Source organism: Pseudomonas lalkuanensis (genome assembly GCF_008807375.1).
GTDB lineage: Bacteria > Pseudomonadota > Gammaproteobacteria > Pseudomonadales > Pseudomonadaceae > Metapseudomonas > Metapseudomonas lalkuanensis.
Map to the genome: position 1 here is coordinate 363,769 of NZ_CP043311.1, position 25,002 is coordinate 388,770.

Below are 25,002 nucleotides of genomic sequence, written 5' to 3' on the forward strand. Positions count from 1 at the left end.
GTGGACGGGACCGGCCCGTCCACCCGGACCATCAGTAGCGGTAGGTATCCGGCTTGAACGGGCCTTCCACGGTCACACCGATGTACTCGGCCTGCTTCGGAGTCAGCTGGGTGACCACGCCGCCGAAGCCCTTGACCATTTCCAGCGCCACTTCTTCGTCGAGCTTCTTCGGCAGGACTTCCACGGTCAGGCGCTTGGCCTGCTCGTCGGCCGGCAGGTCGGCGAATTTCTGCTCGAAGAGGTGGATCTGCGCCAGCACCTGGTTGGCGAAGGAACCGTCCATGATGCGGCTCGGGTGGCCGGTGGCGTTGCCCAGGTTCACCAGGCGGCCTTCGGCCAGCAGGATCAGGTAGTCATCGTTCAGCGGGTCGAAGCCGTCCTTGCCGGTGCGGTGGATCTTGTGCACCTGCGGCTTGACCTCTTCCCACGCCCAGGTCTTGCGCATGAAGGCGGTGTCGATCTCGTTGTCGAAGTGGCCGATGTTGCAGACAACCGCGCGCTTCTTCAGGGCCTTGAGCATGTTGGCGTCGCAGACGTTGACGTTGCCGGTGGTGGTGACGATCAGGTCGATCTTGCCCAGCAGCGCGGCATCAACGCTGGCTTCGGTGCCGTCGTTCAGGCCGTTCTTGTACGGGGAAACGACTTCGAAGCCGTCCATGCAGGCCTGCATGGCGCAGATCGGGTCGACTTCGGAGACCTTCACGATCATGCCTTCCTGGCGCAGGGACTGGGCGGAGCCCTTGCCCACGTCGCCGTAGCCGATCACCAGCGCCTGCTTGCCCGACAGCAGGTGGTCGGTACCGCGCTTGATGGCGTCGTTCAGGCTGTGACGGCAGCCGTACTTGTTGTCGTTCTTGCTCTTGGTCACCGAGTCGTTGACGTTGATCGCCGGGACTTTCAGGGTGCCGGCCTTGAGCATGTCGAGCAGACGGTGCACGCCAGTGGTGGTTTCTTCGGTGATGCCATGGATCTTCGCCAGCATCTGCGGGTATTTCTTGTGCAGGATCTCGGTCAGGTCACCGCCGTCGTCCAGCACCATGTTGGCGTCCCACGGCTGACCGTCCTTGAGGATGGTCTGCTCGATGCACCACTCGTACTCCTCCTCGGTCTCGCCCTTCCAGGCGAACACCGGGATACCGGCGGCGGCGATGGCGGCAGCGGCCTGGTCCTGGGTGGAGAAGATGTTGCAGGAGGACCAGCGTACTTCGGCGCCCAGGGCGGTCAGGGTCTCGATCAGTACGCCGGTCTGGATGGTCATGTGGATGCAGCCGAGGATCTTCGCGCCTTTGAGCGGCTGCTGGCCGGCGTACTTGCGGCGCAGGCCCATCAGTGCGGGCATCTCGGACTCGGCGATGATCAGCTCGCGGCGGCCCCAGGCGGCCAGGGAAATGTCGGCGACTTTGAAGTCGGTGAAACCGGCAGGCGTCATGACAGCGCTCATGTATGAGTCTCCATTCGTAGTGTGCGAATGGGCGCCGTTGATGCGTTTTGGCAACGCCCCTTCCGAGCCTGACAGGCGGAGCCTGATTCGAATCTGATCGGGTGCCGCAGAAATACTCTGAGGCTCGCGAGATTCGAAACAGGCACCACGTGCTGCAGCGCCCCTCGGAAGGGAGGCGGGAACGGCAGGGCAGCGCCGACCGTTTGAAAAACCTGCGGATTATAGCGGCGCTGGCGGGCAAGCCCAAGGTTTTCCGTCGCCCGGACGAGTCCCTATCGCAGCCATTGAAAGCCTTGTCGGGACAAGCCGTGCCGGGCCGGTCATGATGCCTCCCATCCCACCCAAGGAGGACGCTGCATGAATTTCCATACGCGCAAATGGATCAAGCCCGAAGACCTCAACCCCAACGGCACGCTGTTCGGCGGCAGCCTGTTGAAGTGGATCGATGAGGAAGCGGCCATTTACGCCATCATCCAGCTCGGCAACCAGCGCGTGGTCACCAAGTTCATCTCCGAGATCAACTTCGTCAGTTCCGCGCGCCAGAGCGACATCATCGAGCTGGGCATCACCGCCACCGAGTTCGGGCGCACCTCGATCACCATGCGTTGCGAAGTGCGTAACAAGATCACCCGCAAGAGCATCCTGACCATCGACAAGATGGTTTTCGTCAACATCGGTGAAGACGGCCTGCCGGCACCCCACGGCAAGACGGAGATCACTTACATAAAGGACCGTTTCAAGGACGACGACCTGTCTGCCTGACTCTGGTGCGCCTGGAGCCTGAGCTCGCCCCGTGATGGGGCGTTTCGCGCTTGTCGCCACTCGCCAGGCTCTCTAGGCCGGGATTGGCCGCCTTCTTGCTGTGCAGCCCTCAGCCCCGCCTGAAGCTCCGGGGTGGGCCCGGCCAGGAGGCACCCATGTCCGCCACTTCCGCTTTCGATTCGCTGCTCCGTTCCGTGGGGCTGCGTACCCTCAACCAGCAATTTCTCTTTTCCTACGCGCTGATGTTCCTGCTGGCGGTTACCGCCTCGGTGGCGCTCTACCTGAGCATGTCGGTGTCGCCGGAGACCATCAACATCGCCGGCGCCCAGCGCATGCTCAGCCAGAAAATGACCAAGGAAGCGCTGCTGCTGCGCCAGGGCGCCATTGCCCGGCCCACCCTGGACGCCACCATCGCCCAGTTCGACCAGGCCCATCGCGACCTGCTGAACGGGAACCCGGCGCGCAACATCAGCGCCATCCAGGCCCCGGCAGTGGCAGGGCAGATGCGCCTGGTGGGTCAGCTCTGGGCGAACTTCCGACCTCAACTGGAGCGCCCGGACAGCGACCTCGCTGCACTGGAGGGGGCGTCGCTCAACCTGCTGAAGGAAATGAACAAGGCGGTCGGGCTGATGGCCGCCCATGCGGAAAGCTCGCAGCGCCGGCAGATGTGGCTGGCCTTCGCCTGTGTGATCGGCATCCTCCTGCTGGTGGTGCTGGGGCGGCAATTCGGCCTGCGTCCGTTGATCCAGCGCCTGACTGAGCTGGAAGCCGTGCTGACCCGAGTGGGGCAGGGCGACTTCACCCAGTCCCTGGACAATCGGCGCCAGGACAACGAAATCGGCCGCATCGTCGCCGGCTACAACCTCATGCGTGAACAGGTGCGCGGGCTGCTGGGACAGGTCAAGGAGACCGGTGGCCATACCCGACAGCACGTGGAGACCGTGGTCGCCGCTGCCCATGCGGCCAGCGACGGTGTGCGCCTGCAACACGAAAACCTCGACCAGGTCGCTACCGCCATGAACGAGATGAGTGCCACCGTGGCCGAGGTGGCCCGCCATGCCGCTCATGCCGCCGAGTCGGCACGTAACGCCGACAGCTGTGCCAAGTCCGGCCAGAGGGCCGTGCAGCGCAGTGCCGAGCTGATCGGAGAGCTATCGGAGCAGATGGCGGCGAGCGCCGGGCAGATGAACGTCCTGCGCAATGAAACCGAAGGGGTGGGCAAGGTGCTGGAAGTCATCACCGGCATCGCCGAGCAGACCAACCTGCTGGCGCTCAATGCCGCCATCGAGGCCGCACGTGCCGGCGAAGCCGGTCGCGGATTCGCCGTGGTGGCGGACGAAGTGCGGACGCTGGCCAGCCGCACGCAGCAATCCACCGGCGAGATCCAGGCAATGATCCAGCGCTTGCAGGGCGGTGCCCAGCAGGCCGTCAACGCCTTGCAGGACAGCAACCAGCTGGTGCGGGAAAACCTCAGTCACATCGAGGAAGCCAACGAAGTACTCGGCAGCATCGTGGTCGCGGTGGACGGTATCAGTGCCATGAACACCCAGATCGCCACCGCCGCCGAGCAGCAGAGCCAGGTGGCCCAGGACATCGACCAGCGGGTGACGGAAATCTCCAGCCTGGCCGAGCGCAGCCGGGACGATGCCCGCAGCGTGATGCAGGCCAGCGAGCGTATCCAGGGGGAGGTGCAGGCGCTGAACGGTCACCTCGACCACTTCAGGACCTGAGGTTCAGGGCGATGGCGCCTGGCGCTTGGCCGCGCAACCACTCGCCGAAGTGCCGGCAGCGGGGGCCGGACCGGCCAGGGCGATGCCCGTGATCAGGGATGCGAGATACAGGGAGTGACGACTGTTCATCGGATTTTCCTCCAGATCGAAAGACACCGGTCTGGCGGGAGACCCGGTCTGGCGCGGGGCAGGTCGTGCATTCGATGATCTGCGACAAACTGTCGCCTGGCTTGGAAATTGTCGGCCGGCTGGGAGTACCCTGTCGCCCGCCTTAAGCCTGACCCGTGATCCTGCCGATGAATGCCAAGAAGATTTTCATCCTTGCCGCCGCCTGCCTGAGCCTTGTTGCCTGCGGTGGCGTGGACCCCAATTCGCCGCTGGGCAAGCGCCAGGCGATCTTCAAGGAAATGCTGCGCACCAGCGAAGACCTCGGCGGCATGCTGCGTGGCCGCATCAGCTTCGACGAACAGCGCTTCGCCACCGGCGCCACCAAGCTCGACCAGCTTTCCCGCCAGCCCTGGCAGCACTTCCCGCAGGCCCAGGAAGGCGACGCCGATAGCGCCGCCCGCGATGAAGTCTGGCAGCGCCAGGAGCGCTTCAAGGAACTGGTGCGCGAGCTCGAAGCCAGCACCGGCCAGCTCGCCAGCGCCGCTCAGGCCCGTCCGTTCACCGCCCAGGGCGTCGCGCCGCTGGTGCAGAAGGTGGAAGACAACTGCGAGGCCTGCCACAAGGAGTTCCGCGCCTACTGAGGCGCGCCGAACCCCGCTACGCCCTCCGCCTGAAGCCGATCCGCCAGCGCCCGTACCTCCGGGTGCTGGAAGAAGGCCGCCAGCTGCGCGGCCCTGACCGGCCCGAGGCCTTCCCGTTTTCTCCAGTCTTCCGGTGTCCTGCGGCTGAGGTTCGTCCAGTCGCCCTCCAGCCTTGCCGACCCTGTGGGCGGCAGCCCAAGCGCCCTCAGCCATTGCTCGAAGGGCCGTCCCCGAGCTTCGGCAAAGCTCTGCACCAGGGCCGCCGAGCGGGTGCTGCCGATGCCCGGCTTGGCTGCCAGCGCGGCGGCATCCAGGGACAACCAGTCCAGCAGCGCCTCCAACTCCAGGCGCGCCCAGGTTCCGCGCCCCAGCCCGTTCAGGTCCAGGCCCTTGGGACCGCCTAACCACTCCAGGCGCGAGAGGAACTGCTCCCGGCAGCCGGGTTCCGCACGAAAGCAGCTGAGGGCGTGATAGCGGCCGGGCGCTGGCGCTTCCACCCGTGGGCGTTCGGTGGCGCGCAGGACCACGGCTTCCATGCGTGGAATGGTGAGGCCGGCCAGGGCGATGGCGACCTGGTCGCCGGGGCGGACGTCCAGTTCCCGCCAGCGTTTCAGCGACCCCAGGCCGACGCGCTGGATGCGTCGGCCATCGAGCTCGACCGGTTTCAGCTTGAGCAAGGGCGTGACCCGCCCGGTGCGACCGACCTTGAACTCCACGGCGCGAACCTCCGCCAGCGCCTTGGCGAAGGGGTACTTCCAGGCCACGGCCCAGTTCGGTGGCTGCGGCTTCCACTGCCGAGCCGCCGGCCGCGTGCCCTGGCGAATCACGACGCCGTCGCTGGCAAACGACAGGGGCGAGCGGTACCAGCGTTCGCGCCAGGCGGCGATGTCTTCTGCGCTGGCGACGGGCTGGGTGAGTGCATTGGCGTCGGCGAAGCCCATTGCCTGCAGGCCGTGCAGGCGATCTTCCATGGGGGCCGGACCATCCGGCCAGTCCCAGACGAAGAGACCGATGCCGGTGGCATCGCGCTGTTTCAGTTCATGGCGATTGAGCAGCCCGGCCACTTTGCCGCGTGCACCCTGTCCGCCCCGTTCGGCCTGCACGTGGCTTTCCAGGCGCCAGTAAAGCTCGCCTTGCAACACGCCATTGCCGATGCCGGGCAAGAATGCGGGAATCGCCGCGATGCGCCGGGCCTGTCGGGTCCAGTCCTGGCCGTGGCCGCCGTCGCCCCGGCTGATGGCCTGCGCCAGCCGGTCCCCGCGGTAAACCAGGGTGACGGCCACGCCATCCACCTTGGGCTGGACCCAGAGGTCCCGGCGCTGACCCAGCCAGCGACGCAGGTCGTCGATGTCCCGTAGCTTGTCCAGGCCGCTCTGGGGCACCGGATGGCGGGCCTTGCCGTCACTGGCTGCCAGGGGCGAGCGGAGCGGCAATGCCGCAGCGGGAAAGCACTCGTTCAGGCGTGCCAGGCGGGCGCGGGCCTGGTCGTAGAGCTCGTCGTCCACCATCGAACGCCCCTCGCGGTGGTACGCGCGGTCCCATTCGGCGAGGCGGTTGCCGAGGGTTGAGAGTTCGGCGCTGGCGCGGCCGGCCGGCCAGTCCGGACAGGCATCCGCCAGCGCGAGGCAGGGCAGGAGGAAGGGAAGGGGAATCCAGGTTTTCATGGCGAGCCTCCGTGCTCGTTCGGGAGGCGGCCAGTCTAGGGGCGGGGGTTGTCAACGGGCGCTGATTCCCTTGTCCGTTCGGGCGTGGTTGGTTGTGGGGATTGGTGAGTGGCTTCAGGGGAAGGAGTCTTTCGAATCTTTGGGGGTGGGTTCATGCCGGATTGGCAATTTCGTATGAGCGATGCTGGCTGTCGGTGTGTAACCGGATGAATCCCTCACCCCCGGCCCCTCTCGCCGTGCCCCCGGCGCAAGGATGTAGGGAGGGGAGTTCGGCGAAGCCGAACCCGGATGCAGGGGCAAGTTCTTTGGTTCCTTTTGAACGATTGCAAAAGGGACTCGCCTGGGAAGGCGAAACAAAATTTTGATGCGTACGCAGTAATGACCTGAGCATCTAGCTCAACGCCAACTCATATCGGATTGCCAATCCGCTATGTCGCCCACTTCTTCGGTCTCTCCGGCGCACAAACAAAAAACCCCGCACGAGGCGGGGCTTTTTGCAGAACGGTCGAGGCTTAGAGGCCAGCGGCGATGCGCAGGGCTTCGGCCTTGTCGGTCTTTTCCCAGGTGAATGCGGTGAAGGTGTCGTCACCGTAGGACATTTCATAGGGATTGCGACCGAAGTGGCCGTAGGCCGCGGTCGGCTGGTACATCGGGTGCAGCAGGTCGAGCATCTTGGTGATCGCGTACGGACGCAGGTCGAAGTGCTCGCGGACCAGCTGGACGATCTTGTCGTCGCTGATCTTGCCGGTGCCGAAGGTGTTGATCGAGATGGAGGTCGGCAGGGCCACGCCGATGGCGTAGGACACCTGGATCTCGCAGCGCTCGGCCAGGCCAGCGGCAACGATGTTCTTGGCGACGTAGCGGCCGGCGTAGGCAGCGGAACGGTCAACCTTGGACGGGTCCTTGCCGGAGAAGGCGCCACCGCCGTGACGGGCCATGCCGCCGTAGGAGTCGACGATGATCTTGCGGCCGGTCAGGCCGCAGTCGCCCACCGGGCCGCCGATCACGAAGTTGCCGGTCGGGTTGATGTGGAACTGGGTGTCCTTGTGCAGCAGTTCGGCCGGCAGCACGTGCTTGACGATCAGCTCCATCACGCCTTCGCGCAGGTCGGAGTACTTGACGTCCGGGTTGTGCTGGGTGGACAGCACGATGGCGTCGATGCCGACTACCTTGCCGTTCTCGTAGCGGCAGGTGACCTGGCTCTTGGCGTCCGGGCGCAGCCACGGCAGCAGGCCGGACTTGCGGGCTTCGGCCTGGCGTTCCACCAGGCGGTGGGAGAAGCAGATCGGGGCTGGCATCAGTACGTCGGTTTCGTTGCTGGCGTAGCCGAACATCAGGCCCTGGTCACCGGCGCCCTGGTCTTCCGGCTTGGAGCGGTCGACGCCCTGGTTGATGTCCGGGGACTGCTTGCCAATGATGTTCAGGATGCCGCAGGTGGCGCCGTCGAAGCCGACGTCGGAGCTGTTGTAGCCGATGTCGATGATGACCTTGCGCACCAGCTCTTCCAGGTCGACCCAGGCGGAGGTGGTGACTTCACCGGCGATGATGGCTACGCCGGTCTTGACCAGGGTTTCGCAGGCGACGCGGGCGTGCTTGTCCTGGGCGATGATGGCGTCGAGGACGGCATCGGAAATCTGGTCGGCGATCTTGTCCGGATGGCCTTCGGACACGGATTCGGAGGTAAACAGGGAGTATTCGCTCATCTATCGGTTTTCCTATTCGTTACCGGTGGGTGAGTTCGCTTCGTGAATCCGGTTTGGCGAAGTGCCTTACCTGAATCTGAAAGCCGTTTCGCAAGCCAATGTAGAGGCTCTCGCCGGGCGTGAGCCCCGCGGCATTGGCCCAACGGGCCAGGTCGTCCTGTTCGAAGCCCAACCATAGATCGCCGCAGGCCTCCCTGGCCCAACTCTGGTTGTGGCTGCACAACTCGGTCACCAGCAGCGCGCCGCCTGGCTGCACCCGCTGGGCCAATTGTTTCATTGCATCGGCCGGCGCGGCGAAATGGTGCAGGACCATGTTCAGCACCACGCAGTCGGCGGCCGCCTGCTCGTCATTCAGGGCATCGGTCAGTCGCAGTTCGACATTGCCGAGGCCTTCGTCGTTACAGCGCATCCGTGCCAGCTCCAGCATGGCCGGGCTGTTGTCCAGCGCCGTGACCCGGCTGAAACGTCGTGCCAGATCCGGCAGGAATCCACCGTCGCCTGGGCCGACTTCCAGCGCCGTGGCGCCGGGTTCGAAGGCCAGCGCATCGAGCAATGCCAGTACGCTGTCACGGTATTGCGGCAGTCCTGCGATCAGGTCCTGCTGCGCCTGGAATTTTTCCGCTGCGCGGGCGAAGAAGTCGCGGCTGACCGCTTCGCGCTGGGCGTGTACTTCGGCGATGCGCCCGGCGATCTCGGCGGGCAACTCCAACTCGTCCACCTCGGCCAGCAGGGCCGCATGCAGCATGCCGCCAACCCGCTCGTTCTGCGCCAGGGCGCGGCGGTAGAAGATCGCATTGCCTTCGCGGCGGGTGGCCACCAGGTTCGCCTGGGCCAGCACCTTGAGGTGGTGGCTCATGCCCGACTGGCCAGTGGCGAAGATCTGCGCCAGTTCCAGCACGCCGAAGGAGTCGTTGGCCAGTACCCGCAGTACGTTCAGGCGCAGCGGATCGCCGCCGGCCTTGCACAGGGCGGCCAGCTCATCGCTGTCGTCATGGCGGATCTGGGGTACGCGCAGGCTCATAGGGGGCGAAGTCTAGCCCCCGCTTCCGGGTGTCGCAATGCCAATATCAAAAAGTTTTGATATTGAGTGATCGGCGGTCAACCACGCTTTCCCGCCAGCTCGAGGAAGGCGGCGGGCGCCGGGCTCAAGCTCTGGCCGGGGCGCCAGAGGGCGTGGAATTCCCGTTCGATCACCAGATCGCGCACCTCCAGGCTCGCCAGGCGACCGCTGGCCAGTTCCGCGCGGACCATGTGCGGCGACAGCCAGGCGATGCCGCGGCCGTCCTGCACCAGGCGCTTGAGCGCTTCGGTGCTGCCGATGGACATGCGTACGCGCAGGTCGATGCCCCGCTCGCGGTATGCCTGCTCGACGCTGGCGCGGGTGGCCGAACCCTGCTCGCGCAGGTAATGGTCCTGCCCGGCGAGGTCGCGGGCGCCGAGTTGGCCGCGCCCGGCCAGTGGATGCTCAGGACCGACCACCGGCAGCAGCCGGTCGCGGTCCAGCAGCCGGCTGGCGAAGGCCTGGTTGTCGAAGGCGCCTTCGACGAAACCCAGGCTGATGCGGCCATCCTCCAGTTGCGCGGCTACCTCGCGGGTGTTGCTGACGGCCAGGTCCACCGCCATGGTGGGATGCAACTGGTGGAATCGCTCGATCAGCTCCGGCAGCAGGTAGCTGCCCAGGGTGGCGCTGGCGCCGAGGCGCAGTTCGCCGTCCTCCAGGCTGGCGAAGCCGCGCAGGTCGCGTTCGGCGGCGGCTTCCAGGGCGAAGATTCTCTGGGCGTATTGCAGCAGGCGTTCGCCGCCCTCGGTCAGGCTGACGCCGCGCGGCCGGCGGTCGAACAGGGGCAGGCCGATGCTGGCTTCCAGGTCGCGGATTTCCCGGGTGACGGCCGGCTGGCTGATGAACAGGCGGGCGGCGCCGTTGCTGATACTGCCGCTCTCGGCGACGGCGAGAAAGACCTTGAGGTGATGCAGATTCATAAATGATAGGTATGCGAGAGATGCTGAATATGTATTTTTCATATAGCACAGCCTTCCCTAGGCTGGCTTCGTTCTTCCCGCCACGGGACCACCCGACCGGAGCCCTCGATGCCACGCCCCTTTACCCGCCTTGCCGAACCCCTGGCCTTCGTTCGCCAGTTCACCCCCAGCTGGTTCGCCGTGACCATGGGCACCGGCGCGCTGGCCCTGGTCATCGCGGCGCTGCCCTGGGGCGGGGCGCTGGAGCGGCGCCTGGCTGAGGGTTTCTGGCTGTTCAATGCCGTCCTCTTCGCCGGTTTCGCCCTGCTGTTCATTGCGCGGATCCTGCTGTTCCGCGACACCCTGCGGCCCATGCTGCTGCATCCGGTGCAGTCGATGTTCCTTGGTGCCATTCCCATGGGGCTGGCCACCCTGATCAACGGTCTGGTGCTGTTCGGCGTGCCGCATTGGGGCGAAAGCGCGCTCGTCCTGGCCCACGGGCTCTGGTGGCTGGACGTGGCGCTGGCGCTGGGTGTGGCCCTGCTGGTGCCTTATCTGATGTTCACCCGCCAGGACCACGCCCTGGAGAAACTCACTGCGGTCTGGCTGCTGCCCATCGTCGCGCCCGAGGTGGCGGCGGCCGCGGCTGGCGTGCTGGCGCCGCATCTGGAGCCCGAAGCCGCACGGCAGGTGCTGGTGACGGGCTATCTGCTCTGGGGCGTGTCCCTGAGCCTGGCTTTCTCCCTGATCACCCTGGTGCTGCTGCGCCTGGCCCTGCACAAGCTGCCGGGCAGCGAGTTCGCCGCCACCAGCTGGCTGCCGGTCGGCCCGCTGGCCACCGGTTGCCTGGGGCTGTTGAGCCTGGGCAAGGCGATGCCCGCGGCTTTCGCCGGTACCGCCCTGACCGGCGTGGCGGACCTCGCCCGCGATGTGGGGCTGATCGGCAGCCTGCTGCTCTGGGGCGCGGCGCTCTGGTGGCTGGTGATGGCGCTGTTCTGCACCCGCCGACATCTGCGCCAGGACATGCGCTTCAACCTCGGCTGGTGGGGCTTCACCTTCCCGCTGGCGGTCTTCACCCTGGCCACCTTCGAGTTGCAGCGGCGCACCGGCATCGCCTTTTTCGGCCCCGTGGCGGCGGCGCTGGCCCTCGGACTGGCGCTGATCTGGCTGCAGGTGATGGCCCGCACGCTGGCCGGTCTCTGGCATGGCGAACTGTTCCAGGCGCCCTGTCTTGCGGCTGCCGCAGGACTTTCCCGCACCTGACCGGTGAAACTGCGACCATCTGTGATTGCCCGCGACCTGCCGGCTGGGCGAAAATAGCGGCCTTTTTTCGATTAGCCGTCTATTCAGACCTGCAGGAGATAAGCGATGCCCAGCCGTCGTGAGCGTGCCAATGCCATTCGTGCCCTGAGCATGGATGCGGTGCAGAAAGCCAACAGCGGCCACCCCGGCGCCCCCATGGGGATGGCCGATATCGCCGAAGTGCTCTGGCGGGATTACCTGCAGCACAACCCGAACAACCCCGAATGGCCCAACCGCGACCGCTTCGTGCTGTCCAACGGCCACGGCTCGATGCTGAACTACTCGCTGCTGCACCTCACCGGCTACGACCTCACCATCGAAGACCTGAAGAACTTCCGCCAGCTCGGCAGCCGCACCCCGGGCCACCCGGAATACGGCTACACCGCCGGCGTCGAGACCACCACCGGTCCGCTGGGCCAGGGCATCGCCAACGCCGTTGGTTTCGCCATCGCCGAAAAGACCCTGGCTGCCCAGTTCAACCGTGACGGCCACAACATCGTCGACCACAACACCTACGTGTTCCTCGGCGATGGCTGCATGATGGAAGGCATTTCCCACGAAGTCTGCGCACTGGCCGGCACCCTCGGCCTGGGCAAGCTGGTCGCCTTCTACGACGACAACGGCATCTCCATCGACGGCGAAGTGCACGGCTGGTTCACCGACGACACCCCGAAGCGCTTCGAAGCCTACGGCTGGCAGGTGATCCGCAACGTCGACGGCCATGACGCCGACGAGATCAAGACCGCCATCGAGACCGCGCGCAAGTCCAGCGACCGTCCGACCCTGATCTGCTGCAAGACCGTGATCGGCTTCGGTTCGCCGAACAAGCAGGGCAAGGAAGAGTGCCACGGCGCGCCGCTGGGCAATGACGAGATCGCCCTGACCCGCGCTGCCCTGGGCTGGAACCACGCGCCCTTCGAAGTCCCGGCCGATATCTACGCCGAATGGGATGCCAAGGCCGCCGGTGCTGCCCGCGAGGCCGAGTGGAACGAGCGCTTTGCCGCCTACGCCGCCGCCCATCCGGAACTGGCCGCTGAATTCCAGCGCCGTATCAAGGGCCAGCTGCCGGCCGATTTCTCCGCCAAGGCCGATGCCTACATCGCGGAAGTCGCCGCCAAGGGCGAAACCATCGCCAGCCGCAAGGCCAGCCAGAACGCCCTGAACGCTTTCGGCCCGCTGCTGCCGGAATTCCTCGGTGGCTCGGCTGACCTGGCCGGCTCCAACCTGACCCTGTGGAAAGGCTGCAAGGGAGTGTCCGCCGAAGACGCTTCCGGCAACTACCTCTACTACGGCGTTCGCGAGTTCGGCATGAGCGCCATCATGAACGGCATCGCCCTGCATGGCGGCTTCATTCCCTATGGCGCCACCTTCCTGGTGTTCATGGAGTACGCCTGCAACGCCGTGCGCATGGCCGCCCTGATGAAAAAGCGCGTGCTCTTCGTCTACACCCACGACTCCATCGGTCTGGGCGAAGACGGCCCGACCCACCAGCCGGTGGAGCAACTGGCCAGCCTGCGCTGCACTCCGAACCTGAACACCTGGCGTCCGGCCGACGCGGTGGAATCCGCCGTGGCCTGGAAATCCTCCATCGAGCGCAACGACGGCCCGAGCGCGCTGATCTTCTCCCGCCAGAACCTGCCTCACCAGGCTCGCGACGCTGCCCAGGTGGCGAACATCGCCCGTGGCGGCTACGTGCTCAAGGACAGCGATGGCGAGCCGGAACTGATCCTGATCGCCACCGGCTCCGAAGTGGGCCTGGCCGTCCAGGCCTTTGACGTGCTGACTGCCGCCGGCCGCAAGGTTCGCGTGGTGTCGATGCCGTCCACCAGCCTGTTCGATCAGCAGGACGCCGCCTACAAGCAGGCCGTGCTGCCGGTGCAGGTTGGCGCGCGCATCGCCATCGAGGCCGCCCACACCGACTTCTGGTACAAGTACGTCGGCCTGGAAGGCCGCGTGATCGGCATGACCAGCTTCGGTGAGTCCGCCCCGGCCGCCGCGCTGTTCGAGCACTTCGGCTTCACCGTCGACAACATCGTCGCCACCGCCGAAGAACTGCTGGACGTCTGACCCGTTCGTAGGAGCGAGCTCTGCTCGCGAAGCGCCCTGCTTCGCGCAGGGTTCGCGAGCAACGCTCGCTCCTGCAGGGTTTTCCACACCTCCCGGTCCTGCGAGCGCACCATGCCAAGCCATCGCCCCTTCAAAGTCGCCCTCAACGGCTACGGCCGTATCGGCCGTTGCGTGCTGCGCGCGCTCCACGAGCGCAGTGGCGGGGCGAGCTTCGAGATCGTCGCGCTGAACGACCTGGCCGACCAGGCCAGCATCGAGTACCTGACTCGTTTCGACTCCACCCACGGCCGCTTCCCCGGCGAAGTGCGGGTGGATGGCGATTGCCTGCATATCAACGGCGACTGCGTGAAGGTACTGCGCAGTGCCGAACCGGAAGGCATCGACTGGGCTGCCCTGGGCGTGGACCTGGTGCTGGAATGCTCCGGCCAGTACACCCACCGCCAGCAGGCCGAGCGCTTCCTGGCCGCCGGCGCACCCCGCGTGCTGCTGTCCCAGCCCATGTCCACCGAGTCGGATATCGACGCCACCATCGTCTATGGCGTCAATCAGGACAGCCTGAGCGGTGCCGAGAAACTGGTGTCCAACGCGTCCTGTACCACCAACTGCGGTGTACCGCTGCTGAAACTTCTCAACGAGTCCGTGGGTCTGGAATACGTCTCCATTACCACCATCCACTCGGCGATGAACGACCAGCCCGTGATCGACGCGTACCACCACGAAGACCTGCGCCGCACCCGCTCTGCCTTCCAGTCGGTGATCCCGGTATCCACCGGCCTCGCCCGTGGTATCGAGCGCCTGCTGCCGGAGCTGACCGGACGCATCCAGGCCAAGGCCATCCGTGTGCCGACGGTGAACGTGTCCTGCCTGGACATCACCCTGCAGACCGCCCGCGACACCTCCGCCGCCGAGATCAACCGCGTACTCCGCGAAGCCGCCGAAAGCGGCCCGCTGAAGGGCCTGCTGGCCTATACCGAGCTGCCCCACGCCAGTTGCGATTTCAACCACGATCCCCATTCCGCCATCGTCGACGGCAGCCAGACCCGCGTGTCCGGCCCGCGCCTGGTCAACCTGCTGGCCTGGTTCGACAACGAATGGGGTTTCGCCAACCGTATGCTCGACACCGCAGACCACTATCTGCGGGTTTCCGCTGCTTCTCGTTAACTACCAGCCCCCGTGAAGGACTGACCCCATGACCGTGTTGAAAATGACCGACCTCGACCTCCAGGGTAAGCGCGTGCTGATCCGTGAGGATCTCAACGTGCCGGTGAAGGACGGCGTCGTGAAGAGCGATGCGCGCATTCTCGCCTCCCTGCCGACCATCAAGCTGGCACTGGAGAAGGGCGCGGCGGTAATGGTCTGCTCCCACCTGGGTCGTCCCACCGAGGGCGAGTTCTCCGAAGAGAACAGCCTCAAGCCGGTGGCCGACTACCTGTCCAAGGCCCTGGGCCGCGAAGTGCCGCTGGTGGCCGACTACCTGGGCGGCGTCGACGTTGCCCCCGGCCAGGTCGTGCTGTTCGAGAACGTGCGCTTCAACAAGGGCGAGAAAAAGAACGCCGATGAGCTGGCCCGGCAGTACGCCGCCCTGTGCGACGTCTTCGTGATGGACGCCTTCGGTACCGCCCACCGCGCCGAGGGTTCCACCCACGGTGTGGCCAAGTTCGCCAAGGTTGCCGCTGCAGGTCCCCTGCTGGCCGCCGAACTGGACGCCCTGGGCAAGGCCCTGGGCAACCCGGCCCGCCCGATGGCTGCCATCGTTGCCGGCTCCAAGGTTTCCACCAAGCTGGACGTGCTGAACTCGCTGTCGCAGATCTGCGACCAGCTGATCGTCGGCGGCGGCATTGCCAACACCTTCCTCGCCGCTGCCGGCTACAAGGTGGGCAAGTCCCTTTACGAAGCCGACCTGGTGGACACTGCCAAGGCCATTGCCGCCAAGGTCAGCGTGCCGCTGCCGGTGGACGTGGTGGTCGCCAAGGAATTCGCTGAAAGCGCCGCTGCTACCGTCAAGGCAATCGCCGACGTGGCCGACGACGACATGATCCTGGACATCGGCCCGCAAACCGCTGCCCAGTTCGCCGAGCTGCTGAAGTCCTCCAGGACCATCCTCTGGAACGGTCCGGTAGGTGTGTTCGAATTCGACCAGTTCGGCAATGGCACCAAGGCCCTGGCCCTGGCCATTGCCGAAAGCCCGGCCTTCTCCATCGCGGGTGGTGGTGACACCCTGGCGGCGATCGACAAGTACGGCGTGGGCGAGCAGATCTCCTACATCTCCACCGGTGGCGGTGCTTTCCTCGAGTTCGTCGAGGGTAAGGTGCTGCCGGCCGTCGAGGTTCTGGAGCAGCGCGCGAAGTAAAACGGCCTAAACCATGGCAGGGTTCCGCGGTCCCTTGAACAGGGCCAGCGAAAAGGAGTACCTGCCATGCGCTACGCTGCGATTTTGCTGATTCTCTGTGCTGGACTCTGGGGCTGTGCCGGTGGCAAGCCCTCCAGCACTTGTGAAGTGATGAGCCCGCCCCAGGTGATAGTCCCGAGCAATCAGGATGACCAGCGGGTAGAGGCCCAGGCCAGTGGTGACCCCGCGGCCAGCAATGAAGGACAACAGCACTGCCCGTGACGGAGCGGTGCGTGGATGGCCGGAGCCGTCCCCCAAGGAGACGTGGATGAAAGGATGGTTCGCCCTCGCGGGTTTGGCGCTGCTGGCCGGTTGTGCCGGTCAGCAGGCTCCCAGCGATGATTGGACGCGCTGGGTCTGCGACAGCCAGGCCGAAGTGCTCTGGCGCTTCGCCGACGCGAGCAGGGAGAGCGTCGACCTGCGCCTGGGGGGCGGCGATATCGTCCACCGCCTGAAGCAGGAACCTGCGGGCTCCGGCGCGCTCTACAGCGACGGCAACCTGGCCTTCCACACCAAGGGCGATGAAGGCCTGGTGTACTGGGTGGCCACTGACGACCTGATTGGTCGCGGCTGCAAGGCGCCCTGATTCGATTTTGATTTTCCCCGGAGTGGAGCAACGACCGCTCCTCCCCGGGAACTTGAACCCGGCCTGCCCCTGCGGCAGGCTTTGCAATTTGACAGCCCACCCAATCGGGAGACTGAAACACCATGGCACTCATCAGCATGCGCCAGATGCTGGACCACGCCGCCGAATTCGGCTACGGCGTACCGGCTTTCAACGTCAACAACCTGGAACAGATGCGCGCCATCATGGAAGCGGCCGACAAGACCGATTCCCCGGTGATCGTGCAGGCCTCCGCCGGCGCCCGCAAATACGCCGGCGCCCCCTTCCTGCGCCACCTGATCCTGGCTGCCATCGAAGAATTCCCGCACATCCCGGTGTGCATGCACCAGGACCACGGCACCAGCCCTGACGTCTGCCAGCGCTCCATCCAGCTCGGCTTCTCCTCCGTGATGATGGATGGCTCCCTGCGCGAAGACGGCAAGACCCCGTCCGATTACGAATACAACGTGCGCGTCACCCAGCAGACCGTTGCCTTCGCCCACGCCTGCGGCGTGTCCGTGGAAGGCGAGCTGGGCTGCCTGGGCTCCCTGGAAACCGGCCAGGCCGGTGAAGAGGACGGCGTTGGCGCCGAAGGCACCCTGGACCACAGCCAGATGCTGACCGACCCGGAAGAAGCCGCCGACTTCGTCAAGAAGACCCAGGTGGACGCCCTGGCCATCGCCATCGGCACCAGCCACGGCGCCTACAAGTTCACCAAGCCGCCGACCGGTGACATCCTCGCCATCGACCGCATCAAGGAAATCCACAAGCGCATCCCCAACACCCACCTGGTGATGCACGGTTCTTCCTCCGTTCCGCAGGACTGGCTGGCGATCATCAACGAGTTCGGCGGCGACATTAAGGAAACCTACGGCGTGCCGGTCGAGGAAATCGTCGAAGGCATCAAGTACGGCGTACGCAAGGTGAACATCGACACCGACCTGCGCCTGGCTTCCACCGGTGCCATCCGCAGCTTCCTGGCCAAGAACCCGGCCGAGTTCGATCCGCGCAAGTACTTCGCCAAGACCGTCGAAGCCATGCGCGACATCTGCATCGCCCGCTACGAAGCCTTCGGCACCGCCGGCAACGCCTCCAGGATCAAGCCGATCTCCCTGGAAGGCATGTTCCAGCGCTACGCCAAGGGCGAGCTGGCCGCCAAGGTCAACTGATCCCGTAGTGCTTCACGAGGAGCCCCGCAGTGCGGGGCTCTTTCGTATCCGGCAACAGGAGTTTCCGATGCGCCTGCCCCTGATGATGGGTTTCGCCCTGCTGCTCGCGGGCTGTGCCGGCCAGCCGCCAGTGGCCCCTGCGCCGCCGCCCGAGGCGGCATCCAGCGATCCGCAGCAGTGCCTGGATCGCACCGACTGCACGACCAAGACCTCGCGCACCCTGATGTTCGTCTTCGACTACGCCGAAGCCGGCGGCGCCCTGGTGCAACGCAAGGGCACCTGGCTGTTCACCCCGAGCGCGGCCAAGCCGTCCGGCTGGCCATCGCTGAAGATCCGCCTGGCCGCCCCGCCAACCGGGCGCTTCGAGTTCGCCAGCCAGTGCCCGGCCGGTGACTGCCGGATCAGCGAAGGTGATCTGCTTCGGGTGTATCGCAGCTATCTGGCGGGTGATCCGTGCCTGCTGACGGAAGCGAAGGCTCTGGCAAGGTGCCTGGAGCCCGTACCCCTCTCCCCCGGCCCCTCTCCCTGATGGAGAGGGGCCGGGAGGCGGGTACTCAAGGCAGCCGATGCTCGATCTTCAGGCTGTAGAAGGTCGCCTTCCCCGCCTCGGTCTCGTATCCCGTGTTGTCCTGCGCATACACCCCGGCCTTGAAGTACAGCGGCTTCGGCGCCCATGCCGTCGACAGCTGCTGGCTCCACAGGCTGCCATTGACCATCACGCTGAGCAGGCCCTTCGGCGACAGGTCGATCACATAGCTGAAGCGCTGGTTCAACGGGATGCCGCTGAGCAGCGGGATCACGGTGCTGGTCGTGTCGGTGGGCGAGTTGCGCACCTTGGCGACGATGTTGGCTGTCTGGCTTGCGGTCTTGAACTGGTACTCCAGCTTGAGCAGCGGGCTGGAGCTGCCAAAGGCGTGGATCTGGCCGATCACCAGCTTGCCGGTGGAGGGCACCTGGCTGACGGCGAGGTTGGCGCTGAGCAGGTTGTCGGCGCTGGGGTAGGTCCAGTTGCGCAGCTCGCCGTCGGCGTATGTCTCGCGCAGTTCACTGCGCGGGTACACGGCATTGGTGGTGGTGGTGCCGTTCACCGGGACCCAGAAGGTCACGCCCGTGGAGGTGCTCTGGAAATAGTGGTCCTGGTAGCCACCTACCAGCAGCGGGGTTTCGATGGTGACGGCGGGCACGCCTACGGGCAGGGTCAGGTTCCAGGTAGAGAGGTCGATCATGACTGAGTTCTCGAAAGGAACTTCCAGTCGGGCGCTGCTTATCCTCGTCACCCAGATACTGGGGCGGCGTTCCGGCCAATCGCGCTCGAACCAAAAGTGAGGTTGCTGGTGGCAGTTGCCTGCCGTGTCGTCCGAAGGCATTGCGGCCGTCTCGCGAGCGCTTTATACGGACTCGCCGAGTGGCTTGTCAGTTACCGATTGTCGGCATGTTGACGTCAAAGAAATGCCTTATCTCCAGTTGGCCAGCATTGCGATATTGCCTCCGGCGAGCGAGGCGGATTCGGCCGGATATGACCGTCCTTGATGGATAAGGAAATTTTCCCCAGGGGCGCGCCGGTTTTTTGAAAGGCTCTGGCTCGGTGCTATCAGCGATGCCCGCCGCGCACTCGAGGGGGAATCTGCTCAAAAATTGAACTGCGTCGCAAAGCCCCAGGGAACTATTCGAGGTCCGGTCGACTGGTCCGGTAGGCGCTCGCGAAACGCTGTGCTCGGGTAGACTGTCGCGCCCCCATTTCCACCTGCCTTGCCATGACCAGTCTCAAGTACCTCCGCGGCTACCCGGCCCACCTCCAGGAACAGGTGGCGCAGATGATGGCCGCCGGCCGCCTCGGCGAGTACCTGGAGCGCCGCTATCCGGGCCGTCACGAAGTGCAGAGCGACAAGGCGCTGTACAGCTACGCCATGAGCCTGAAGCAGGAGCACCTGCGCAACGCCCCGGCGCCGGACAAGGTGCTCTACGACAACAAACTCGATGTGGTGCACAAGGCTCTCGGTCTCAACACGGCCATCTCGCGGGTACAGGGCGGCAAGCTCAAGGCGAAGAAGGAGATTCGCGTCGCTTCGCTGTTCAGGGAGGCCGCGCCGGAGTTCCTGCAGATGATCCTGGTCCACGAGCTGGCGCACCTGAAAGAACGCGATCACACCAAGGCCTTTTACCAGCTGTGCGAGCACATGCTGCCCGGCTACCACCAGCTGGAATTCGACCTGCGCATCTACCTCACCTGGCGGGAACTGGCGGGCTGAGCCCAGCACCGGCTGCTAGGCTCTGAGTTAGCAGCCGACCGAGGTTCGCGGACATGCGTCCGACTTTCCGCACCCTCTGTTTCGTTCTCTGGGTGCTGGGCCTGGTTCCCTTCGCCGATGGCCGGGAATTGCTCGCGGTCGGCACCGAATTCCCCGGTATCTACGTCCTCGACCGCAGCGGTAAGCCGCGAGGGCTCGGCGTCGATGCCCTGCGCGTGATCGCCGGCGAGCTGGGCCATCAGGTGCGCTTCGAGAACTATCCCTGGGCCCGCGCGCAGAAACTGGTGGAAGAGGGCCGCGCCGATGTGCTGATCGGTCCCTACCGGACCGCCGCGCGGGAGCTTCGTTTCCAGTTTGCCGAGCCCGGTTTCTACCGCGACAGCGTCGTCTTCTATGCCCGCACGGACTCGGCCAGCAGTTGGGACGGCACCCTGGCCAGCCTGATGGGGAAGCGCATCGCCATCATCCACGGCTGGAGCTACGGCGAACGCTTCGAGGCCATGCGCGGCCAGCTCGACCAGCACATCACGCCCTCGGTGGAGCATGCCTTCAAGCTGCTGATGGCCGGGCGCGCCGACCTGGCCGCCACCAACGAAAGGGATTCCCGGCCGCGCATCGAAGAGCTGGGTATTGCCGACAAGGTGCATCGCCTCAAGCCGGACATCGATACCCAGGTGGGCTATTTCGCCCTGCCAAGAGGTGAATCCCACCGCCAGCTCCGCGACGACATCGGCCGGACCCTGCGACAGATGCGTGCCGATGGTCGGTTGGCGAAACTCGCAAAGCCTTATGGCGTGCCCCTTCCCTGAGCAAGTCGTCCGATTGCCCCGGACGCCCGTGGGCGTTGGGGCGGGGCGTGGCTACACTGCCGCCACAAGAAGAAAAGGCGGGAGAGTCGGATTGAACGCAGTCGAGTCGGATTATTCGATCTACCGCAAGGTGGTCACGCAACTGATGAACGGCGAGGAGCAGTTGCCCAGCCTGCCGATGATCACCCTGGACATCCGCCGGGCCCTGGCTGATCCGAATGTCTCCGTTGCCCGCCTGAAGCAGGTCATCAGCAGGGACCCGGCCCTCAGCGCGCTGCTGATGAAACACGCTTCCAGCATCGCGTTCCGCTCCACCCAGCCGCCCAGGACCCTGGAAGACGTCATCCGCATGCTCGGCCTGCAGGAGGTGGACCGCATCACCCTGGTGCACAGCCTGAAGAGCCTCTTCACCCTCCACAGCGTCGCCCACAAGCAGTTGTTCGTCGGCGTCTGGGGGCGGCTGACGCGACAGGCCGCCATCAGCGCCGTGCTGGCTCGTCCCCTGGGGTTCACCTCGCCGGACCACGCACTGCTGGCCTGCCTGCTCTGCGATGTCGGTGAACTGGCGGTGCTCTCCGCCTTCAAGGATGCCAGCCAGGTGCCGGGCCCGGAGGTCTACGCGCGGCTCTGTCGCGAGTACGGCCAGTCCCTGAGCGTGATCGTGCTGCAGAAATGGGCCGTGGATCAGAGCTACATCGAGGTCGTGCGCGGTGCACGGCGCTGGGAGGCAGACACGGGGGGGCGGCTCGGCCTGATCGATCTGGTCAACCTGGGCCTCTACCATGCCCTGCGCGACGATGGCCGGTTCGCCCAGTTGCCGCCTCTCGACCAGCTCGCCGCGTTCCGCAAGCTGGTGCCGCCCCAGGATGAGATGGATGCCGGCGGAGGGCTCGCGCTGGTTTCCTTCCACCAGGACGCCATCCAGCGCACGGCCAGCCTGCTGCGCTGAAGGGCGCACCTATACTCAGGCGTACCGCTCGCTCCCGGGTGATCCATGCGCCGACTTCCGCTGCTCTGCCTCAGCCTGTGCCTGGCCTGGGCCCACGCGGTCATGGCTGCCGAGCAGTGGCGGGTAGCGGTGGCCGAGGTCCCGGGGCTGGCCGAGGCCAACGGCACCGGCCCCCTGCCGGATCTGCTCCGCGCGCTGGACGCGCAATTGCCGGACATCGACTTCGAACTGCAGATCACCCCCTTCGCCCGCACCTTCCACCTGCTGCAGAACGGCCAGTGCGAATTCCAGGTGCCCTTTCTAGGTAATCTGCCGCGCCTGCCGGCCGGTTTGCGCTACGGCTCGGGCCGTCTCTGGCAGGTGCGCTTCGGCCTGTTCACCCAACGTGGCAATGCCCTCAGCGTCGCCCAGCTGCTCGACCCGGCCCATGTGCTCAGTGCCGAACGTCTGGCCGCCAGTGGTATGGACGCCGGCCAGCGGGAACAGCTCAAGCCCCTGCTGGGGCGGAGTTGGCGGCTGGACGAATTGCAGGAACAGCTCGCCGCGCCCAGGGTGCCACCGGCCTTGCGGACCTTGGCCTATCCCTATCGGATCGAGACCGATCGCGCCCACGCGCCCTGGCTGGGGTTCCCGGCGCTCTCCGGCAACAGTATCGAGGGCAGCCTGCAGAAACTGGTGCGCGGACGCCTCGACGGCTACGTGTTCGCGGTGAACCAGACCGAGCACGAGATCGACCGTCTGGGCCTGCGACAACAGTTGCGGGCCCAGGATTTCGGTCTCTATCCGGTGCGCTGGCTGGTGCCGGACAACCCTCGCGGCGCCCTGGTGGACCGGCGCCTCATGGAAGCCCTGGGCAAGCTCCAGAAACAGCCGGGCTTCCCGAAGCTGCAGGCACCGCTGAACCGGTTGTCCAGCGACTGGAAACCCTGGCCCTAGCGCTTCCAGAACGGCTTGAGGGCTTCTTCCAGCGCCTGCGCACGGCTCAGGCCAACGTCCTTCAGGGCGTGATCGTCCAGCTCCAGGAGCTGGCGGCGGGTGTGCAGGCGCATCCAGAAGCGGTTCCAGCGATGGCCCAGCCGTGCCGATGCCAGGAAAACAGTGGCGCGCTGCTCCTGTTCCAGTTCCCGCGCTTGGAGAGTGAGGCGTACATCGCTCAGGCCGTTCATCATTGCGTTCCTCATGCCCTTGGTGGATCGGGGTGGAACCATGATGTCCGTTGGCGAATTCACAATACAGATTCACGATCTGTATATTTTTTTCATACAGATTGCGTGATTTCCTATCTGAATCCTCCGTTTCAGAATCATCTGTAATGGTTCTGCTGCGGATAAGTACCGATTCGGGAGACTGTCATGAAGCTCTACATCAAGCTGGCCGAAACCCTGGGCGAACGTATTGAGCACGGGTATTACCGCCCCGGCGACCGTCTGCCCTCGGTACGTGCGCTGAGCCTGGAGCACGGCGTGAGCCTGAGTACGGTGCAGCAGGCCTACCGGATTCTCGAAGACAGCGGCCTGGCCGAGCCGCGGCCGAAGTCCGGCTACTTCGTGCCGCCGCGCCGCCAGACGCCGGCGCTGCCGGCGGTGAGCCGGGCACCGCAGCGGCCGGTGGATGTCTCGCAGTGGAATGACGTGCTCGACCTGATCAAGCGCAGCGCCAAGGACAATGTGCTCCAGCTCGGCCGCGGCATGCCGGACATCACCAGCCCGACCTTGAAGCCGTTGCTGCGCAGTCTCGGCCAGATCAGCCGGCGCCAGGACGGCAGCGGCCTCTACTACGACAGCATCTACGGCACCCAGGCCCTGCGCGAACAGGTGGCGCGACTGGCGCTGGATTCCGGCTGCCAGGTCCCCGCCAGCGACATCGTCATCACCACCGGCTGCCATGAGGCGCTGTCGGTGGCGATCCGTTCCACCTGCGAGCCTGGGGACATAGTCGCGGTGGATTCGCCGAGCTTCCACGGCGCGATGCAGACCTTGAAGGGCTTCGGCATGAAGGCCCTGGAACTGCCCACCGACCCGCTCAATGGCATCAGCCTGGAGGCGCTGGAAATGGCCCTGGAGCAGTGGCCGATCAAGCTGATCCAGCTCACCCCGAACTGCAACAACCCGCTCGGCTACATCATGCCGGAGGCCCGCAAGCGCGCCCTGGTCACCCTGGCCCAGCGCTACGACGTGCCGATCCTCGAGGACGACGTGTACGGCGACCTCGCCTACCAGTACCCGCGCCCGCGCACCATCAAGTCCTTCGACGCCGACGGCCGCGTGCTGCTCTGCAGCTCGTTTTCCAAGACAGTGGCGCCGGGTATCCGCGTCGGCTGGATCGCCCCCGGCCGTTACCTCGACCGGGTGCTGCACATGAAGTACATCTCCACCGGCGCCACCGCGACCCAGCCGCAACTGGCGCTGGCCGACTTCATCGCCAACGGCCACTACGAACCGCACTTGCGGCGAATGCGCAGCCAGTACCAGTACAGCCGTGACCAGATGATCGACTGGGTGATGCGCTACTTCCCCGAAGGCACCCGCGCCAGCCGGCCCCAGGGCAGCTTCATGCTGTGGGTGGAACTGCCCGAGGATTTCGACACCCTGCTGCTCAATCGCGCCCTGTTGCCAAAAGGCGTACAGATCGCCGCCGGCAGCATCTTCTCCGCCTCCGGCAAGTACCGGAACTGCCTGCGGATGAACTACTCCTCCAAGCCAACCCCAAGCATCGAAGCCGCCGTGCGGATGGTGGGGGAGACGATCAGGGAGTTGATGGGGGAGTAAAGGAGGAGGCGTTCAGACCCCCAACTTGTGGGAGCGAATTCATTCGCGATTCAGGCCGCAGGCCTGCGGGTCAGGAGCCGCTGTGCGGCTTTCGCGAAGGAATTCGCTCCTACAGGATCGAGATCAATCAGAGCCAGTGCGCGTCCCAGAACGGATAGTCGCCAATCTGCTCCACCAGCCCTGCCCGCAAAGGGTTGGACACGATATAGCGGGCGACTTTCAAGAGATCTTCATCCCGCCGCAAACCGTGGTCATGGAACCCTGCTTGCCAGACCACACCGTCGATGCTCGTCTGCATTCCGAGCTGTCTCGCAGATCGGCCCTTGAACACTTTCACGACGGTGGAAAGGGGGATTGGCCCCCTGAGTTGAAACAACCAATGCAAATGGTCCGGCATCAGTACCCAGGCCAGTGAGTCGATCACGTTCTGCTCATGCAGGCGACGTAGCTCGGCGACAGCGATACGAGCGTGAGTGAAGTCCCTGAACAGTGGCCGGCGGCCTTCCGTGCTGGTTGTGATGTGGTAGATCTGTCCGGGTAAAGATCGCCTGCCCACCCTGAGTTTCTTGCTTGGCATTTCCATTGCCTCCTGGTTACGAAGGCAAAGACTTTAAAAGCCTGCTGTGGAAGCTGGTGCTTGCCCGGGCAGGGAATTCACTGAAGGTCGTGAGCGGCGGAGCCCATACTC

General features: G+C 65.3%; 25 protein-coding genes and 1 riboswitch. Of the genes, 16 read left to right on the forward strand and 9 right to left on the reverse strand.

The window, feature by feature from the left end:
• Positions 1–31 precede the first annotated feature (31 nt).
• Entirely contained in the window at positions 32–1,441 is a 1,410-nt protein-coding gene (ahcY, locus tag FXN65_RS01720) for an adenosylhomocysteinase (protein WP_151131368.1), read from the reverse strand.
• A gap of 22 nt (positions 1,442–1,463) precedes the next feature.
• Positions 1,464–1,613, reverse strand: a riboswitch (S-adenosyl-L-homocysteine riboswitch).
• A 185-nt stretch (positions 1,614–1,798) separates the two neighbouring features.
• Here ahcY and FXN65_RS01725 point away from each other — a divergent pair.
• The gene (locus FXN65_RS01725; RefSeq protein ID WP_151131369.1) at positions 1,799–2,203 is read left to right on the forward strand and encodes an acyl-CoA thioesterase; all 405 of its coding nucleotides are present in this window, start codon (positions 1,799–1,801) and stop codon (positions 2,201–2,203) included.
• 155 nt (positions 2,204–2,358) lie between these two features.
• On the forward strand, positions 2,359–3,933 hold the full coding sequence (locus tag FXN65_RS01730; protein ID WP_151131370.1) for a methyl-accepting chemotaxis protein: 1,575 nt from the start codon (positions 2,359–2,361) through the stop codon (positions 3,931–3,933).
• A 3-nt stretch (positions 3,934–3,936) separates the two neighbouring features.
• Here FXN65_RS01730 and FXN65_RS28380 read toward each other — a convergent pair whose 3' ends face one another.
• The gene (locus tag FXN65_RS28380; RefSeq protein WP_280178735.1) at positions 3,937–4,062 is read right to left on the reverse strand and encodes a hypothetical protein; all 126 of its coding nucleotides are present in this window, start codon (positions 4,060–4,062) and stop codon (positions 3,937–3,939) included.
• Between the two features lie 167 nt (positions 4,063–4,229).
• Here FXN65_RS28380 and FXN65_RS01735 point away from each other — a divergent pair, with 167 nt between their 5' ends.
• Positions 4,230–4,682, forward strand: coding sequence for a c-type cytochrome (locus FXN65_RS01735; protein WP_151131371.1), 453 nt, complete (start codon positions 4,230–4,232; stop codon positions 4,680–4,682).
• On the opposite strand, the gene ligB is transcribed toward FXN65_RS01735, so the two are convergent.
• The 4 genes from ligB to FXN65_RS01755 all read right to left on the reverse strand — a co-directional run bounded on the left by ligB (position 4,676) and on the right by FXN65_RS01755 (position 10,029).
• On the reverse strand, positions 4,676–6,346 hold the full coding sequence (ligB, locus tag FXN65_RS01740; protein ID WP_151131372.1) for an NAD-dependent DNA ligase LigB: 1,671 nt from the start codon (positions 6,344–6,346) through the stop codon (positions 4,676–4,678). The two genes, FXN65_RS01735 and ligB, sit on opposite strands and share 7 nt — an antisense overlap.
• 512 nt (positions 6,347–6,858) lie before the next feature.
• On the reverse strand, positions 6,859–8,049 hold the full coding sequence (gene metK, locus FXN65_RS01745) for a methionine adenosyltransferase (RefSeq protein ID WP_151131373.1): 1,191 nt from the start codon (positions 8,047–8,049) through the stop codon (positions 6,859–6,861).
• A 19-nt stretch (positions 8,050–8,068) separates the two neighbouring features.
• Complete coding sequence (locus FXN65_RS01750; protein WP_151131374.1) at positions 8,069–9,070, reverse strand: ArsR/SmtB family transcription factor; 1,002 nt, start codon at positions 9,068–9,070, stop codon at positions 8,069–8,071.
• A 77-nt stretch (positions 9,071–9,147) separates the two neighbouring features.
• Positions 9,148–10,029 carry a LysR family transcriptional regulator gene (locus FXN65_RS01755; RefSeq protein ID WP_151131375.1) on the reverse strand — a complete coding sequence of 294 codons (882 nt, stop codon included), beginning with the start codon at positions 10,027–10,029 and terminating at the stop codon, positions 9,148–9,150.
• Between the two features lie 108 nt (positions 10,030–10,137).
• Between FXN65_RS01755 and FXN65_RS01760 the strand changes: the two genes are divergently transcribed.
• The 8 genes from FXN65_RS01760 to FXN65_RS01795 all read left to right on the forward strand — a co-directional run bounded on the left by FXN65_RS01760 (position 10,138) and on the right by FXN65_RS01795 (position 18,068).
• A complete protein-coding gene (locus FXN65_RS01760; protein WP_151131376.1) occupies positions 10,138–11,271 on the forward strand; it encodes a TDT family transporter in 1,134 nt (377 codons plus the stop codon).
• Positions 11,272–11,376: 105 nt separating this feature from the next.
• The gene (gene tkt, locus FXN65_RS01765) at positions 11,377–13,377 is read left to right on the forward strand and encodes a transketolase (protein ID WP_151131377.1); all 2,001 of its coding nucleotides are present in this window, start codon (positions 11,377–11,379) and stop codon (positions 13,375–13,377) included.
• A 111-nt stretch (positions 13,378–13,488) separates the two neighbouring features.
• Complete coding sequence (gene epd, locus FXN65_RS01770; protein WP_151131378.1) at positions 13,489–14,538, forward strand: erythrose-4-phosphate dehydrogenase; 1,050 nt, start codon at positions 13,489–13,491, stop codon at positions 14,536–14,538.
• 28 nt (positions 14,539–14,566) lie between these two features.
• Entirely contained in the window at positions 14,567–15,727 is a 1,161-nt protein-coding gene (locus FXN65_RS01775; protein WP_151131379.1) for a phosphoglycerate kinase, read from the forward strand.
• A 66-nt stretch (positions 15,728–15,793) separates the two neighbouring features.
• Entirely contained in the window at positions 15,794–15,988 is a 195-nt protein-coding gene (locus FXN65_RS01780) for a hypothetical protein (protein ID WP_151131380.1), read from the forward strand.
• 46 nt (positions 15,989–16,034) lie between these two features.
• Positions 16,035–16,352: an MliC family protein gene (locus tag FXN65_RS01785; RefSeq protein WP_151131381.1), complete on the forward strand. Its 318-nt coding sequence runs from the start codon at positions 16,035–16,037 to the stop codon at positions 16,350–16,352.
• 122 nt (positions 16,353–16,474) lie between these two features.
• Complete coding sequence (fba, locus tag FXN65_RS01790; protein WP_151131382.1) at positions 16,475–17,539, forward strand: class II fructose-bisphosphate aldolase; 1,065 nt, start codon at positions 16,475–16,477, stop codon at positions 17,537–17,539.
• Between the two features lie 67 nt (positions 17,540–17,606).
• The gene (locus tag FXN65_RS01795; RefSeq protein WP_151131383.1) at positions 17,607–18,068 is read left to right on the forward strand and encodes a hypothetical protein; all 462 of its coding nucleotides are present in this window, start codon (positions 17,607–17,609) and stop codon (positions 18,066–18,068) included.
• A gap of 25 nt (positions 18,069–18,093) precedes the next feature.
• On the opposite strand, the gene FXN65_RS01800 is transcribed toward FXN65_RS01795, so the two are convergent.
• Positions 18,094–18,765, reverse strand: coding sequence for a polysaccharide lyase family 7 protein (locus FXN65_RS01800; RefSeq protein ID WP_151131384.1), 672 nt, complete (start codon positions 18,763–18,765; stop codon positions 18,094–18,096).
• Between the two features lie 528 nt (positions 18,766–19,293).
• On the opposite strand from FXN65_RS01800, the gene FXN65_RS01805 reads away from it, so the two are divergent.
• The 4 genes from FXN65_RS01805 to FXN65_RS01820 all read left to right on the forward strand — a co-directional run bounded on the left by FXN65_RS01805 (position 19,294) and on the right by FXN65_RS01820 (position 22,482).
• Entirely contained in the window at positions 19,294–19,788 is a 495-nt protein-coding gene (locus FXN65_RS01805; RefSeq protein ID WP_151131385.1) for a YgjP-like metallopeptidase domain-containing protein, read from the forward strand.
• A 53-nt stretch (positions 19,789–19,841) separates the two neighbouring features.
• Positions 19,842–20,597: a substrate-binding periplasmic protein gene (locus tag FXN65_RS01810; protein ID WP_151131386.1), complete on the forward strand. Its 756-nt coding sequence runs from the start codon at positions 19,842–19,844 to the stop codon at positions 20,595–20,597.
• A 91-nt stretch (positions 20,598–20,688) separates the two neighbouring features.
• Positions 20,689–21,546: an HDOD domain-containing protein gene (locus FXN65_RS01815; RefSeq protein WP_151131387.1), complete on the forward strand. Its 858-nt coding sequence runs from the start codon at positions 20,689–20,691 to the stop codon at positions 21,544–21,546.
• A gap of 45 nt (positions 21,547–21,591) precedes the next feature.
• Positions 21,592–22,482, forward strand: coding sequence for a type 2 periplasmic-binding domain-containing protein (locus FXN65_RS01820; protein WP_151131388.1), 891 nt, complete (start codon positions 21,592–21,594; stop codon positions 22,480–22,482).
• Here FXN65_RS01820 and FXN65_RS01825 read toward each other — a convergent pair.
• On the reverse strand, positions 22,479–22,712 hold the full coding sequence (locus FXN65_RS01825) for a DUF1127 domain-containing protein (RefSeq protein WP_151131389.1): 234 nt from the start codon (positions 22,710–22,712) through the stop codon (positions 22,479–22,481). The genes FXN65_RS01820 and FXN65_RS01825 overlap by 4 nt on opposite strands.
• A gap of 186 nt (positions 22,713–22,898) precedes the next feature.
• Here FXN65_RS01825 and FXN65_RS01830 point away from each other — a divergent pair, with 186 nt between their 5' ends.
• Positions 22,899–24,314: an aminotransferase-like domain-containing protein gene (locus FXN65_RS01830; protein WP_151131390.1), complete on the forward strand. Its 1,416-nt coding sequence runs from the start codon at positions 22,899–22,901 to the stop codon at positions 24,312–24,314.
• A 127-nt stretch (positions 24,315–24,441) separates the two neighbouring features.
• Here the strand turns inward: FXN65_RS01830 and FXN65_RS01835 are convergent, their stop codons facing one another.
• Entirely contained in the window at positions 24,442–24,891 is a 450-nt protein-coding gene (locus FXN65_RS01835) for an REP-associated tyrosine transposase (protein ID WP_178119260.1), read from the reverse strand.
• Between the last annotated feature and the right edge of the window lie 111 nt (positions 24,892–25,002).